Annotated in this window: 16 protein-coding genes; 11 read left to right on the forward strand and 5 right to left on the reverse strand. The window is 62.8% G+C overall.

The annotated features are described in order from the left end of the window. Nucleotides 1-26 precede the first annotated feature (26 nt). Nucleotides 27-755 (forward strand): methyl-accepting chemotaxis protein, encoded by a 729-nt coding sequence (locus H7995_RS28775; protein WP_371927859.1) that lies wholly within the window; start codon nt 27-29, stop codon nt 753-755. Between the two features lie 118 nt (nt 756-873). On the opposite strand, the gene H7995_RS00375 is transcribed toward H7995_RS28775, so the two are convergent. Continuing rightward, nucleotides 874-2,151 carry an acetyl-CoA C-acetyltransferase gene (locus H7995_RS00375; protein ID WP_185817811.1) on the reverse strand — a complete coding sequence of 426 codons (1,278 nt, stop codon included), beginning with the start codon at nt 2,149-2,151 and terminating at the stop codon, nt 874-876. A 118-nt stretch (nt 2,152-2,269) separates the two neighbouring features. Here H7995_RS00375 and H7995_RS00380 point away from each other — a divergent pair, with 118 nt between their 5' ends. After that, nucleotides 2,270-3,622 (forward strand): 3-oxoacyl-ACP reductase, encoded by a 1,353-nt coding sequence (locus H7995_RS00380; protein WP_166590916.1) that lies wholly within the window; start codon nt 2,270-2,272, stop codon nt 3,620-3,622. Between the two features lie 2 nt (nt 3,623-3,624). Beyond that, the gene (locus H7995_RS00385; RefSeq protein WP_185817812.1) at nt 3,625-4,479 is read left to right on the forward strand and encodes a MaoC family dehydratase; all 855 of its coding nucleotides are present in this window, start codon (nt 3,625-3,627) and stop codon (nt 4,477-4,479) included. 4 nt (nt 4,480-4,483) lie between these two features. On the opposite strand, the gene H7995_RS00390 is transcribed toward H7995_RS00385, so the two are convergent. The 3 genes from H7995_RS00390 to H7995_RS00400 all read right to left on the reverse strand — a co-directional run bounded on the left by H7995_RS00390 (nt 4,484) and on the right by H7995_RS00400 (nt 5,722). Beyond that, on the reverse strand, nt 4,484-4,933 hold the full coding sequence (locus H7995_RS00390; RefSeq protein WP_166590918.1) for a DMT family transporter: 450 nt from the start codon (nt 4,931-4,933) through the stop codon (nt 4,484-4,486). A 101-nt stretch (nt 4,934-5,034) separates the two neighbouring features. Beyond that, entirely contained in the window at nt 5,035-5,454 is a 420-nt protein-coding gene (locus H7995_RS00395) for a response regulator (RefSeq protein ID WP_166590919.1), read from the reverse strand. Between the two features lie 52 nt (nt 5,455-5,506). Beyond that, nucleotides 5,507-5,722: a Flp family type IVb pilin gene (locus tag H7995_RS00400; protein ID WP_182343349.1), complete on the reverse strand. Its 216-nt coding sequence runs from the start codon at nt 5,720-5,722 to the stop codon at nt 5,507-5,509. Between the two features lie 328 nt (nt 5,723-6,050). On the opposite strand from H7995_RS00400, the gene cpaB reads away from it, so the two are divergent. Genes cpaB through H7995_RS00440 form a run of 8 tightly spaced genes read left to right on the forward strand, consistent with a single transcriptional unit; the run spans nt 6,051 to nt 13,525 of the window. Then, the gene (cpaB, locus tag H7995_RS00405; RefSeq protein WP_166590921.1) at nt 6,051-7,010 is read left to right on the forward strand and encodes a Flp pilus assembly protein CpaB; all 960 of its coding nucleotides are present in this window, start codon (nt 6,051-6,053) and stop codon (nt 7,008-7,010) included. Between the two features lie 20 nt (nt 7,011-7,030). Beyond that, nucleotides 7,031-8,254, forward strand: a complete 1,224-nt coding sequence (locus tag H7995_RS00410; protein ID WP_166590922.1) for a type II and III secretion system protein family protein — start codon at nt 7,031-7,033, stop codon at nt 8,252-8,254. Then, nucleotides 8,251-9,447, forward strand: coding sequence for a CpaE/TadZ family protein (locus H7995_RS00415; protein ID WP_182343345.1), 1,197 nt, complete (start codon nt 8,251-8,253; stop codon nt 9,445-9,447). The genes H7995_RS00410 and H7995_RS00415 overlap by 4 nt, the downstream gene beginning before the upstream one ends. Continuing rightward, nucleotides 9,444-10,718, forward strand: coding sequence for a TadA family conjugal transfer-associated ATPase (locus H7995_RS00420; RefSeq protein ID WP_166590924.1), 1,275 nt, complete (start codon nt 9,444-9,446; stop codon nt 10,716-10,718). The genes H7995_RS00415 and H7995_RS00420 overlap by 4 nt, the downstream gene beginning before the upstream one ends. Nucleotides 10,719-10,736: 18 nt before the next feature. Next, nucleotides 10,737-11,621 carry a type II secretion system F family protein gene (locus H7995_RS00425; RefSeq protein WP_166590925.1) on the forward strand — a complete coding sequence of 295 codons (885 nt, stop codon included), beginning with the start codon at nt 10,737-10,739 and terminating at the stop codon, nt 11,619-11,621. Between the two features lies 1 nt (nt 11,622). Further along, nucleotides 11,623-12,507: a type II secretion system F family protein gene (locus H7995_RS00430; RefSeq protein WP_166590926.1), complete on the forward strand. Its 885-nt coding sequence runs from the start codon at nt 11,623-11,625 to the stop codon at nt 12,505-12,507. Between the two features lie 10 nt (nt 12,508-12,517). Then, nucleotides 12,518-13,237: a tetratricopeptide repeat protein gene (locus H7995_RS00435; RefSeq protein WP_166590927.1), complete on the forward strand. Its 720-nt coding sequence runs from the start codon at nt 12,518-12,520 to the stop codon at nt 13,235-13,237. Nucleotides 13,238-13,255: 18 nt separating this feature from the next. Beyond that, nucleotides 13,256-13,525 (forward strand): DUF3613 domain-containing protein, encoded by a 270-nt coding sequence (locus H7995_RS00440; protein WP_166590928.1) that lies wholly within the window; start codon nt 13,256-13,258, stop codon nt 13,523-13,525. 18 nt (nt 13,526-13,543) lie between these two features. Here H7995_RS00440 and H7995_RS00445 read toward each other — a convergent pair whose 3' ends face one another. Beyond that, complete coding sequence (locus tag H7995_RS00445; protein WP_166590929.1) at nt 13,544-14,335, reverse strand: response regulator transcription factor; 792 nt, start codon at nt 14,333-14,335, stop codon at nt 13,544-13,546. Nucleotides 14,336-14,451: the final 116 nt, after the last annotated feature.

A 14,451-nucleotide genomic window follows, 5' to 3' on the forward strand; every position in this document is an offset into this window, starting at 1 on the left:
CCGGGCGCCAGCGCGAAGCGGTGGACATGGTGTCCACGGCGTTCCATGAAATGGTCGCCACCGCCAACGAGGTCGCCCGCTCGTGCAGCCAGGCCGCCGACTCGGCGGACAACGGCCAGCGCCAGGCCCACGAAGGCCAGCAACAGATCGACGCCGCCGTGAGCAGCGTCGACCGCTTGAGCCAGGAGATCGAGCAATCGGCGTTGTCCATGCAACAGCTGGAACGCGACAGCAATGACATTCAGTCGATCCTCGGCACTATCCGCTCCATCGCCGAGCAGACCAACCTGCTAGCCCTGAACGCGGCCATCGAAGCGGCGCGGGCCGGTGAACAAGGTCGCGGCTTTGCCGTGGTCGCCGACGAAGTGCGTGCCCTGGCCAAACGCACCGCCGACTCCACGGCGGAAATCGACGGCCTGCTGGGCAACCTGGCCAAACGCACCAGCCAGGTCACCCAGCAAATGCACGCCAGCCTGCAGGTTTCGCAGCAGTCAGTGAGCCGCATTGGCGAGGCACGCAACAGCTTTGGGCAAATCCGCGAATCGGTGGATGTGATCCGCGACATGAACACCCAGATCGCCACCGCCGCCGAGGAACAACACCAGGTCGCCGAAGACATCAACCGCCACATCAGCCAGATCCATGGCGACGCGCAACTGGTGGCGGAACTGGCGAACTCGGCACGCCTGGATTCCCAGAGCCTGGCCGGGTTGTCCAACGAGCTGGATGGATTGGTGCGACGGTTCCGTACCTGATCACAGGACCTGGCCTGGGCACATTCAACATCGGTGGTGCCTGACATACCGCCATCGCGAGCCGGGCGGCGCTCCGCTTGCTCGCGATGGCCTCAACAGCGCCGCATTGCTCCTGGGCCTAACGCTCGATAATCGCCGTCACCCCCTGACCACCGGCGGCGCAGATCGAGATCAGGCCTCGGCCCTGCCCCGCCACCTCCAGCAGCTTGGCCAGGTTGGCGACGATGCGCCCGCCGGTGGCGGCAAACGGGTGGCCGGCGGCCAGGGAGCTGCCCTTGACGTTGAGTCGGCTGCGGTCGATCGAGCCCAATGCCCCGTCAAGCCCCAGGCGACGCTTGCAATAGTCCTCATCTTCCCAGGCCTTCAACGTGCACAGCACTTGCGCGGCGAAGGCTTCGTGGATTTCGTAGTAGTCAAAATCCTGCAAGGTCAGGCCGTTGCGCGCCAGCAGACGCGGCACGGCATACACCGGCGCCATCAACAGCCCTTCTGCGCCGTTGACGAAGTCCACCGCCGCCGCTTCGCCATCGCGTAAATACGCCAGGATCGGCAGGCCACGCGCTTGCGCCCAGGCTTCACTGCCCAACAGCACCAGGGAAGCGCCATCGGTCAGCGGCGTCGAGTTACCCGCAGTGAGTGTGCCTTGGCCACCCTTCTCGAAAGCGGGCTTGAGCGCCGCGAGTTTTTCCAGGGTCAAGTCCGCACGCAGGTTGTTGTCGCGGGTCAGGCCGAGGAACGGTGTCATCAGGTCGTTGTGCCAGCCTTCGGCATAGGCGGCGGCCATTTTCTGATGACTTTCCAGCGCCAGTTGATCCTGTTCAGCCCGGGGAATGCGCCAGGTCTGCGCCATCAACTCGCAGTGCTGGCCCATGGACAAACCGGTGCGCGGCTCACCGTTGCGCGGCAACTCCGGCAGCAAATGCCGGGGCCGCAACTGCAGGAAAGTCTTGAGCTTGTCGGCGGTGGTCTTGGCACGATTGGCCTGCAGCAGAATCTTGCGCAAGCCTTCGTTGACCCCGATCGGCGCGTCGGAGGTGGTGTCGACGCCGCCGGCAATGCCGCAGTCGATCTGTCCCAGGGCGATCTTGTTGGCCACCAGCAACGCCGCTTCCAGCCCCGTACCGCAGGCCTGCTGAATGTCGTAGGCCGGCGTGGTCGGCGACAGCCGTGAGCCGAGCACGCACTCGCGGGTCAGGTTGAAGTCCCGGGAGTGCTTGAGCACCGCCCCCGCCGCGACTTCACCCAGGCGCAAGCCGTGCAGGTTGTAGCGCTCGATCAGGCCTTCGAGCGCGGCCGTCAACATCGCCTGGTTGCTGGCGGTAGCGTAGGGGCCATTGGAGCGGGCGAAGGGGATGCGGTTTCCACCGATGATCGCGACGCGGCGCAGCTGAGTCATGAAAAGCTCCAATTCTGTGAAAGCCATGACCCACAAGCGTAGGCCTTATCTCGCGGATCGAACGACTGATGACGATTCGTGGTCCACACTTTGAACCCCAACCGCTGGAGCGCGTTCCATGTCAGACCGCTATATCGACTTCGCCAACTCGTCCCTCGGCCACCGCGTGGTCGGCGCCCTTGGCCTGCCGTCGCCGGTCCGCCTGGAACGCTGGGAAGCCGGTCGGTTGCGGCCGGTGGACGGTGCACTGCTGCTCGGCGGCGGCCCGCTGGCCAGCAAGGTCCACGCCTTCGCCAACAAACTGACCGAGCAGATCTACAGCTACGGCGCCGAACCGCTGGTGGCCCAGGCGTGGATTCCCGGGCATGGCCCCAAGCTCAAGGCCGTGCTGTTCGATGCCAGTGATCTGCTGCACACCGACCAGCTCAAGCAACTGCGCGAGTTCTTCCAGCCCCTGCTGAAAAACCTCGACCACAGCGCCCACGTGGTGATCCTCGGGCGGGCGCCGGAAAGCCTCAGCGATCCCTTCGCCGCCAGTGCGCAGCGGGCCCTGGAAGGTTTCAGCCGCTCGCTGGCCAAGGAGTTGCGCAGCGGCGGCACCTTGCAACTGCTGTACGTCGGCAGCGGTGCGGAAGATCAACTCGAAGGCGCGCTGCGGTTTTTCCTCTCGCCCAAAAGTGCCTACGTCAGCGGCCAGGTGGTGCGGCTCAACGCCTGCGCCACTCAAGTCCAGGACTGGACCCGGCCACTGGCGGGACGCCGGGCCCTGGTCACCGGTGCGGCACGCGGCATCGGTGCGGCGATTGCCGAAACCCTGGCCCGCGATGGCGCCGAAGTGGTGCTGCTGGATGTGCCGCCGGCCAAGAGCGATCTCGAAGCCCTCGCCGCTCGCCTGGGAGGCAACAGCATCACCCTGGACATCTGTGCCGAAGAGGCCGCTGCACGCCTGATCGAACAGTTGCCCCAGGGCATCGACATCGTGGTGCACAACGCCGGCATCACCCGCGACAAGACCCTGGCCAACATGACCCCGGAATTCTGGGACGCCGTGCTGGCCGTCAACCTCAATGCCCCGCAAGTGCTGACCCAGGCCTTGCTCGACAGCGGCACTCTGCAAGACAACGGCCGGGTGATCCTGCTGGCTTCGATCAGCGGCATCGCCGGTAACCGTGGCCAGACCAACTACGCCGCCAGCAAGGCCGGGCTGATCGGCCTGGCCCAGGCCTGGGCGCCGCTGCTCGGCGAACGCGGGATCAGCATCAATGCCGTGGCGCCGGGGTTCATCGAAACCCAGATGACCGCACACATTCCCTTCGCCCTGCGCGAAGCCGGGCGGCGCATGAGTTCCCTGGGCCAGGGTGGCCTGCCCCAGGATGTCGCCGAAGCCGTGGCCTGGCTGGCCCAACCCGGCAGTGGCGCGGTCAGCGGGCAAGCGCTGCGGGTCTGTGGCCAAAGTGTCCTGGGAGCCTGAGCATGACGACGAACTGGCAGGTTGTCGCGGGCGCACCGACGTTGCCCCCGCTGTATTGGCGAGCCGCGACACGACGCAAGATCACCGGCAGCGTCCTGCCCGATGATGGCCTGCGCGCCTGGCTCAACGTCGACGCCCAGGCAGTGGCGGCCTACCGCAAGGTCTGTGGATTTACCGAAAACGGTTTATTGCCGCCGACCTATCCCCATGTGCTGGCGTTCGGTCTGCAATTGCAGCTGCTCACCGCCCAGTCCTTCCCCTTCCCGCTCCTGGGACTGGTACACCTGGCCAACCGCATCCGCCTGCTGCGGCCGCTGGGCGGCCTCAGCCGAGTCCAGGCCAGCGTCCATGTGCAGAACCTGCAACCCCATGCCAAGGGCGCAACGTTCGACCTGATCACCCGCCTGGACGATGCCCTGGGTCCGCTGTGGGAAGCCGAAAGCCGGATGCTGTGCAAAGGCGTGAAACTTGCGGGTGAGCCGCCTGAACCCCTCGTGCAGGATCCGCAGGATATCGACGAGGTCAGCCGCTGGTGGGCGCCGACCGAGATTGGCCGGCAGTACGCCAGGGTCTCGGGGGACTACAACCCGATTCACCTGAGCGCACTGAGTGCCCGGCTCTTCGGCTTCCCCCAGGCGATCGCCCACGGCTTGTGGATCAAGGCGCGCACCCTGGCCGCACTCAGCGGCCATCTGCCCAGCTCGAACCTGGAGATCGCGGTGCAGTTCAACAAACCGGTGCGCCTGCCCAGCGAGGTGATCCTGCTGGCCAGCGCGGCGGGTTCAAGTGGCGACTTGCAACTGAAGGGCCACCGCGCACTGCAGCATATGCACGGCCATTGGCAACCACTGGCCTGAGCGCTCAACCACGCCGAATCAGGAACACCCCCGCCAGAATCAACACCAGCCCGGCAATCTTGCCGGCGCTGATGGGGGCTTCGCGAAACCCCGCCCAACCAAAATGATCCAGCGCCAGCGCCATGCCCAGTTGCCCGGCCAGGACCAGCGCCATGAACAGCATCGCGCCAATGCGTGGCCCGGCAAACGCGGCGGTGGTGATAAAGAAAGCGCCCAGCAAACCACCGCTCCAGTGCCACCAGGTCAGGCTTTTGAGTGCCGCCAGGGTTGGGGTTTCACGCTGGATCAGCACCAGCAGCAACAGCGCCATAGTGCCGACAAAAAACGAAATCAACGCGGCAGACAGCACACTGGAAACCTGCTTGGCCAACTGGCCGTTGATCCCGGCTTGCAACGGCAGGAAGGCGCCTGCCACCAATGGCAGGCAAAGTAACCACCAGACGGGGGCCGGCATGTTGTTCTCCAAGGACTCGAATGGGTGCGCAGTATAGCGCCCGAAACCGCTGGCTTGAGCGTGTCTGGCAGTTAAGGCGCTGTCGCACTCTGGCGGCGGATTCAGCTTATGCGCACTGCGCTGGCAGGAGCCGCTTGTGGGAACAGGTTGTCCAGGGTATCCAGCAGGCGCTGGTGATAGATGGGTTTGCGGAACAGATCCAGCACTTGCAGGCGCAGCAAGTCGCTGACATCGGCCATGTCGGCATGACCCGAAATGACGATCACCGGCAAATGCTGGCGGGCAGTGTGTTCGCGCAGGCGGCGGATCAGCGACAGGCCGCTTTCTTCGGGCATGCGCAAGTCAGTGATGACCAGCGCGATATCGGGATGGCGAGTGAGCTGCTGCAAGGCCAGTTTGACCGTGGTTGCGGTGAAACAACAAAACCCCTCGAGCTCCAGCAGTTCGGCAAGCTCCAGGAGCGCATCCTCTTCATCGTCCACCAGAAGCAACTGTTGACGCGGGGAAGAAGACGCACTCATGGGTGACACCTGTTGGCTGTATCAATAACTAGAAGAGACTACTTCTGCTGCCTCAACCACCGGCTGGCGGTGGTGTTGCAGGAAGCGAGGTCGTCAGTGCGTCCTCAATTGCTTGAAAACTTTTGGTCACTGCGTCACCGAGAGTTGGTACAAACGCGACCAACAGCAACGCCACCATCGCCACAATCAGCGCGTACTCAATCGCTGAAGCACCCTCGGTTCTACGAAAAAAACGACGTGTTTTAACCATCAGTTTCTGAAGGAACATAAGACCTCTCCTTGGCGCTCGGGGCGCTGCTGTAGCAGGGCTGCAACATGATTGCTCTCTGCCATCAGAGCATTGTCAACAAGCCCCTCCCCAGCAAGTGTAAGAAGTAACTAATCAGAAAGTATTAACACTAGTTTGTTGGAAAAAAAACGCCGTATTTACAGGCACTTCCTCAGTTTATGGGCTATTTAGTTATCCGTAATGGCATTTTGGATTAGCTGCGCTACCTTCAAATAGCCAAATCGTTGAATGTTCATAGCTGCCTGATTGCGAAGTGATCTCGTTGACCTGGACGAGCAGGTATTGCAGCAGGAAAGGGAGAGCCGTCATGAACAGTCGTATCACTATGGGCCTGGCTGGGCTTCTATTGGTCGCCGCCATCATTGTCGGATATTGGGGGCTGGTCTTGAGCCGCCAATCTTCCCCCGCTGCCCCCCCGGTCAGTCCTGCCGTGGTTCTCGCCACGCCCAGCGTCATGGAACACTCCGTCGCCCAGGCGCAAGAGCAGACTCGCCAACCCGTGGTGGTGCTGGTTCGCGATGTACCGCCCTTCACTGCGCTGACTGCCGCCGACCTCGCCCTGGAGCAACTGCGCAGCGCCCCCGCCGGCAGCTTGAACAGCCTCGACCAGGCCATTGGCCGAACGCCATGGCGCCCCCTGAGTGCTGGCACCTGGTTGAGCCAGGAAAGCTTCGAGGCCGGCGGCCCGCTGGCGCGCATGATCCACCCCGATGAGCGTGCACTGGCCGTCGCCGTGGACGAAGTGGTCGGCGCTGGCGGGCAACTGCTGCCAGGCGACTATGTCGATGTCCTGCTGTACCTGCGCCAGGACCAGAGCAACGCGCAACAGTCGGCACAAATCGTGGTGCCGGCGATGCGCGTACTGGGTGTCGGCGAACAGTTCGGCCTGACCAATGACGGCAAGCCCGCCACCCCTGCCGCCAGCCCCGAGGAAAAGCTCAAGCAAGATCAACGGCGGCTTGCCGCTCGCACAATTGTGCTGGCGGTCCCCGAACAACTGCTAAGCCGCCTGATGCTGGCGACGCAAGCCGGCACCCTGCGCCTGGCCGTACGCAGCAACGAAGAACAGCGCCTGGCCAAGTACTGGGCCGGCGAACCCGACTCGGCGGCCAACCTCCAGACCAGCAACCGCCAGCTATTCCAGTTCAACCAACTGGCGCTGGGTGAAGCGCCTGTAAACCTCCCGGCCAGCAGTAAACAAACGACGATGCCTCGGCGTGCGATCGAGGTGATACGTGGCAACCAGGTGACCCAACAAACCCCCTGATCGAGCAAGGATGCATGTCTATGCATAGTCGTTCCATGCTGCTCTACCATCGCGTGATCTGTGCCTTGCTCCTGGCGGGGCTGCCGGTCGATGTCGCCCTGGCCTCTTCGGGCAATTGCAGCGCGCTGGACTCATTGCCCGCCGTGCTGGAGGTGGGGGAAGGATTGCAACAGGTCCTGCAATCGCCCGTGGCGATTACTCGCCTGGCCATCGGCGATCCGAAAATTGCCGACGTTCATCCCAGCGGCAGCAATGCCTTCCTGCTCACCGGAATGGCGCCGGGGGCTACCAGCCTGATGGTCTGGACCGCCTGCTCGAGCGCTCCGCGGCAAAGCATGGTGTTCGTCCAGGGCAAGGCCACGGCGGCCATGACCCGCGCCGCCGAGCTGCCGTCCGAAGACACCCTGCTGCCCAGCCAGGTACAGACCGACATTCGATTTGTGGAAGTCAGCCGCACCAAGCTCAAGGAAGCTTCGGCCTCGATTTTCGGGACCCGTGGCAACTTTCTGTTTGGCTCCCCCAGAACACTTCCCACCATCGACGGCGTGGTCCAGGGTCGTCTGCCGGTGAACAACGACCAGTTCAACTTCTCCTGGATCGGCGGCAAGACCATGGTGATGATCAATGCCCTGGAAGGCAGCGGGTTTGCCTACACCCTGGCCCGCCCAAGCCTGGTGGCGCTCAGTGGCCAGAGCGCGAGTTTCCTGGCCGGCGGCGAAGTCCCGATTCCGGTTCCCAGTTCCGGCAGCGACAACGTGTCCATCGAGTACAAGGAGTTCGGGATTCGCCTGACCCTGACCCCGACCATCGTCGGGCGCAATCGGATTTCCCTCAAGGTGGCACCGGAAGTCAGCGAACTGGATTTCAGCAATGCCGTGAACATCGCCGGCACCCTGGTTCCAGCCCTGACCATCCGGCGCACCGACACCAGCATTTCCCTCGCGGACGGTGAAAGCTTTGTCATCAGCGGCCTGATCAGCACCCGCAACAGTTCCCAGGTCAACAAGTTTCCCGGGCTGGGGGACATCCCGATCCTCGGCGCGTTCTTTCGCGAGACGAACATCAATCGCGAGGAGCGCGAGCTGCTGATGATCGTCACCCCGCACCTGGTGCAACCACTGGCGGCTGATGCCCAACTGCCGTCCCTGCCGGGTGAGAAGCTGCGCAACTACGACCCGAATTTCTACCGCATGTTCTTCCTGGAAAACGGCAATTTCGACAAGCGCAGCGGGTTATCGCAATGAGCCAAAGCCAGAGCCTGAGCCAGACCTTTGTCGCCATCACGCGCAACAGCACCGACCTTGAGTGGCTGCAAGGAGCACTGGCGCCTCTGGGCCAGGTGGTCAGCGCTGGCGCCGGTAGCCTTGACGAGTTGCTGGCACTGGTCGACGTGACCTTCGCCAGCCTGGTGTTTGTCGGCCTGGACCGGGAACACGTGGTGGCCCAGAGCGCCCTGATCGAGGGCGCCCTGGAAGCCAAGCCGATGCTGGCGATCGTCGCCCTGGGCGACGGCATGGACAATCAACTGGTGCTCAATGCAATGCGCGCCGGGGCGCGGGATTTTGTCGCCTATGGCTCACGCGCCAGTGAGGTGGCCGGGCTGGTGCGCCGCTTGAGCAAGCGTCTGCCGCCGGTGGTGCCCAACACCCAAATGGGAGGATTGAGCGTGTTGTTCGGCACCCAAAGCGACGCCGACGGCGCACTGCTCTCCAGTCACCTGGCGCTGGTCGTGCAAAAGAGCGGCCAGCAGACCCTGCTGCTGGACCTGGGATTACCCCGCGGCGACAGCCTGGCCTTGCTCGGGCTGGAAAGCTCGTTCCACTTCGGTGACGCGCTGCGTCATCTGCGGCGTATCGATGCAACCTTAATCGACAGTGCCTTTACCTGCACGCCAAGCGGTATGCGCATCCTCGCCTACGCCAGCAATGATGAGCCCCTGGAGCACACCAGTGCCGCCGAGCTCTACATGCTGCTCAGCGCCTTGCGCCAACACTTCCAGCACATCGTGGTGAACCTCACCGGCCAGCCTGACAGCGAAGCAGTGCGAACCTTCGTCAGCCACTGCGACAAGTTGCTGTGGTACACCGACCAAAGCGTGCTCGACTGTCGACGCAACCTGGCCGTGCTCAACGTGTGGCGTGAAAAAGGTATGAAGCTGGAACATGCCCAACTGCTGGTGGATCGCTACCTGCGCAATGTGGCGCCCGACTCGCAAACCCTGGGTAAAAGCTTTGGCCTGGAAGTCATGGCCACGCTGGCCTACAGCCCCGAGGTGCGGCTCAACGCGAAAAACCAGGGGGTCACCCTGTTCGAACTGGCCCCCCGCGAAGGCCTTACCCAAGCCCTGCGCACCCTGGGAGAACGGCTGGCCCGGCGCTCCGAACACCCGGACACACCCAAGTCCAGCTGGCTGAACCGTCTGCGAGGCAGCAAATGAGCAGCGAAAAACTGTTTGGCGCCACGGCCCGGCCGACGGTCGGCAACGGCGATCACGAAGGCCTGAAACCGGTCCTGCATCGCTACATCATCGACGCCATCGAGGAGTCCGGAAAAAACCTGCTGGAAGGCTCCCGCCAACTGCTGGCGCAGTTTGTCACCGACAAGGTCGCCGACTACATCGCGCGCCTGCACCTGGCCATATCGCGCTATGAAATGGAGCGCCTGGCGGAAGAAATCGTCGATGAGCTGACCGGTTTCGGCCCCCTGGAAGTGCTGCTGCGCGACCCCACCGTGACCGAGATTCTGGTCAACGGCCCACACCGGGTATTCATCGAGCGCGATGGGGTGTTGCACCAGAGTGACCTGCGTTTCATCGACGCGCACCACGTCGAACGGGTCATGCAACGCATCCTCGCGCCCCTGGGTCGGCGTCTGGACGAGTCCTCGCCAATGGTCGATGCACGCATGCCCGACGGCAGCCGGGTCAATGCGATCATCCCGCCGATTGCCCTGGATGGCCCCTGCCTGTCGATTCGAAAATTCCGCAAGGACATGCTCAAGAGCAGCGACCTGATGACCATGCAGACCATCGACCAGGCGATTTTCGAGTTCATCCAGGAAGCCGTCGGCCGCCGCTGCAACATCCTCATCAGTGGCGGTACCGGCACCGGCAAGACCACCTTGCTGAACATCCTCAGCCAGTTGATCAACCCCCACGAACGCCTGGTCACCATCGAAGATATTGCCGAACTGCAGTTGGGCCACCCCCATGTGGTGCGCCTGGAAACCCGCCCGCCGAATGCCGAGGGCCATGGCGAGGTCAAGGCCAGCGACCTGATCCGCAACGCCCTGCGGATGCGCCCGGACCGCATCATCCTCGGGGAGATTCGCGGCGTCGAAGTGCTCGACGTGCTGACGGCGATGAACACCGGCCACGACGGCTCGATGAGCACCGTGCACGCCAACAACGCCCAGGACGCCCTGTTGCGCCTGGAGACCCTGGTGGGCCTGACAGGCCGCCAGATCGCCGAGCGCACGCTGCGCCAGATGATCTGCGCCGCGCTCGATGTGGTGATCCAGTTGACGCGCATGCCCGACGGTCGACGCTGCGTCAGCGAGGTGGTGGAAGTGGTGGGCATTCGCGACGACATCTACGTCACCAACACCCTGTTTCGCCTCGACCGTCGCACCGGCTTCGGCTTCCTGCGCGAGGCGGTCAATCCCGCTGGCGACAAGCTGCGCCGGGAAACAGGCCTGACACTCAACTGACCTGGCGAGGCCACCACCATGCTTGCACCGCTATTGCTGAGCCTGATTTGCCTGGTATTGCTCGGCTTGTCGATCCACCTGTTCTTTCGCGGTGTGCGCCAAACCGGCATCGAGCGTGTGATGGACCGCCTGGCCCAGGGGCAACCACAGCTTGAGTTGCAAAAGACCCGCTGGAGTGGCCTGGACCGCGCTTTCCTGCGGGCAGGCATGGGGCGCCCAACCGAGCGCATGGGGCTCTGGTTGCTGCTCTGGAGCCTGTCGATACTGATCGGCTTTGCAGTGGCCGGCTGGTCGGGGCTGCTGGCTTTGTTACTGCTGCCGCCGCTGGCACTGCGACTGTACATCGCCTGGCGCTATCAACGCCGTGTACGGCGGATGATCGAGCAACTGCCGCAACTGCTCGATCACACCGTGCGCAGCCTCAAGTCCGGGAGAACCCTGGCGGACGCGGTAATGGGCAGTATCGAAGCCAGCGCCGACCCACTGAAAAACGCCTTGGCTCGCGTGCAACGCAACGTGCAACTGGGGGTCAATCTACCCGATGCCGTCCACGACTTTGCCGAGCTCTACGACCGGGATGTACTGCGCATGTTCGCCCTGGGGTTGAAGGTCAACCATCGTTATGGCGGCAATGCCAGCGAACTGCTGGAGAACCTGATCAAGCTGATTCGCGAACGCGAACAGGGGGCGCGCCAACTGCGCGCGATGACGGGCGAGACTCGCTTGACCGCTTGGGTACTGGGACTGCTGCCAACTTGCCTGGCGTGTTATTTCCTGATTACCAACCCCAATTACATGCTCAGTATGTGGCGCGACCCCAGCGGCCAGCACATGTTGATCAGCGCGGTAGTGCTGCAGAGCTGCGGTTCCCTGGCGCTGTGGCGCATGTTGCGGAGTATTTGAGATGGCGATCCTGGCCAGTGCTTTTTTGTTGCTCGCCGCCGCCATCCTGGCTCTGGGCAGCGTGCTGCAGCAACGACGGCGTGAGCGTCAGGTAGCGCAACGCCTGCAAGGCCAGATGGTGCGCGACAGCCGCCTGAGCAATTACCTGCGCGTACTGGGCGACAACAGGCTCAGCCAGCGCTCGGTAAGCACCGACAACGAGACCCTGGCCTTGCTCGCTCGCCTGGGTTGGCGTCGAGCTAGTGATCGCTCGTTATTTGCCGCGATCCAGGTCGGTACGCCCTTGCTGGTGCTGGGGCTGGCGGTGTTTTTGCGCGAGATTTTTTTCCCTGCCGCCAGTCATCCCTGGTTAGTGCCATTGCTGCTGATGGGCGTTGGCTACCTGCTGCCAAAACGGGTATTGGCCTACGCGGCCAAACGCCGGCAACAGATCATTGCCAGAGAAATCTCTACCTTTATCCCCTTGCTGCGCATCCTCTTCGAATCAGGCATGGCCGTGGAACAGGCACTTCGGGTGTTGAGCACGCAAGCGCAAAAACTGCTGCCGGAACTGACCAGCGAACTGCGCCTGGTCCTGGCTCGGGTCGACTCGGGCCTGGAGCTGGGCCAGGAGTTGAACCAGAGTGCAAAACTGTTGGCCGTGGATGAGTTCAACGACACCTGCGTGATCCTCCAGCAACTGATTCAGCAAGGTGGCGGCGCAATGAAATCGCTGCTGGCGCTCAAGCAACTGCTCGACGATCGACGCCTCACACACCAGCAGGAATACATCTCGAAAATGTCCGCGAAAATGTCGGTGGTGATGATGGTGTTTCTGTTTCCGGCCTTGCTGATCGTTCTGGGTGGCCCAGGCTTCACCGCCATTGCCCGCGCGTTCGGCTCTTAGAGAGAAGCTGATGAGAATAATGATGCTTGCAGCAAGTCTGTTAATGCTCGGCGGTTGCGCTACGGGAGGGGCTGCCCCCTGGTCGGCGCTGACTGCGTCGGGCAGTTGCGCTCGGCTCAATTCCGAGCAGGAGCTGGCGGTCAACCTGGCCGACGACATGGCCAGCGACGGCAAGCTGCACGCCAGCCTGGCCAATCTGGAAAAGCTCCCCGACAACCTCAACGAAGTGCGCTTGCGCAAAGCCCGGGCCTATCGCCTGCTGGGACGCAGCGAAGCCGAGCCGCTGTACCGCAGCCTGATCGGCAGTTGTGTGTCGGCTGAAGCGGAACATGGCCTGGGCCAGTTGTATGCGGCTCGCGGTGATAACGGCCAGGCCCAGGCGCATCTGCAACGGGCTGCGCGCCTGGCGCCTACCAATGAGAAAATCCGCAATGATCTGGGTGTGGTCTACCTCAACCAGTTACGCCTGGACGAGGCGCGTTTCGAATTTCTCACCGCCATTGAACTGAAGCAGAGTGACCCCTTGCCGGCGGTCAATCTGGTGACGCTGCTGATCTATCAGGACAATTGGAAGCAAGCCGCCGAAGTGGTCAGCAGTGCCGGGCTGAGCCCGGAACAATTCACCAACGCCCGGGCCCACGCCGAACGACTCAAGGTTCCGGCCACCGTCAGGACGGCTGCCAGCGACCGGGTTGCTGCGGCCGACACCCCATCGATCAGCCTCAAGTAACCCGCAGGAGAACCGCAGATGAAACTAACGACTGTTGGCTGTCTGGTCCTGCTGGGCCTGCCCCTGAGCGCCGTGGCGATTGAGTCGGGGCCCGCTTCGGCGCAACAACAGGAAACCGAAGGGTGGCTGGTGCTGCAAAGCAGCAACCAGGCCGCCTCCGCTACGCCACAGACCGCTACCGCCACCGAGCGCGAATTGGCGCTGCAGCGCTGGCTGAAGAAGTACAGCTACAGCATTCCGGATTTCTACGATCAGGACAGTGCCGGCGAGATGTCGTCCGGCAACTGAACGGCGGACCGCCCTCGACTAATGCGCAGTCACTTGCCGGCGCATTCCCGAATTGCTCGGCGACAGCGCCAACGCCAATTGCGTGCGGTTATGCATGTGGGTCAAGCGCAGGACCTGGGACACATACAGCTTCACCGTGTTCTCGGTGATGCCCAGCTCACAGGCGATCTGGTAGTTGGTCTGGCCCTTGCCGACCAGGCGCGCGACGTCCAGCTGACGGGGCGAGAGCTGGTTGAACAGGGCCGGGATCTGGGCCTGGTCCGCATGACTGTCAGCGTCGGTGGCGGGGTTGTGCGAGGCCTCCACTGACGGTGTCCGGCGGACTTTGTCGATGTCCTGGTAGAGGTCGTTGATGGTTTCGGAAAGATGCTGCAGCTTCTGGTTCAAATGCCCCAGTTGCAAGTCCTTCTGCCGCTCCTGCAGGGCTGCTTCCTGGCGCTGCAGGCCTTCGAGCAGTTCGTTGAGGTTGATCGGTTTCTGGTAATAGTCCGCGATCCCGGCCCGCAGCGCCTTGATCACATCCTGCTTGTCGGCTCGCCCGGTGAGCATGATCGCTTCGAACGCTCGATGCTTGCCCGCCACCCGCTGCAGCGCATGCACCAGCTCGATGCCATCGAGGTCCGGCATGTGCAGGTCACAGAGCACCAGGCCGATGTCGGCGTCCTCGCTGAAGCACTCGATGGCCTGTTGGCCGGACCCACAGGGAATGCAGACGTAACCGCTGCTTTCCAGGAATTCGCAGAGTTCTTCAACAATCAACGTTTCGTCGTCGACCACCAATACTTTTACCGCCGATGTGGACTTGTTCACTCGCCACTCCATGTTCAGGCCAAGCGCTGATGACTGCCGTACCAATAGCCGGGAACCGTACAACTTGTGACCTGAAAATAGACGTACTTCCTGACTATGTACATAGCAAGATGGCG

Source organism: Pseudomonas kielensis, assembly GCF_014236655.1.
Classification (GTDB): domain Bacteria; phylum Pseudomonadota; class Gammaproteobacteria; order Pseudomonadales; family Pseudomonadaceae; genus Aquipseudomonas; species Aquipseudomonas kielensis.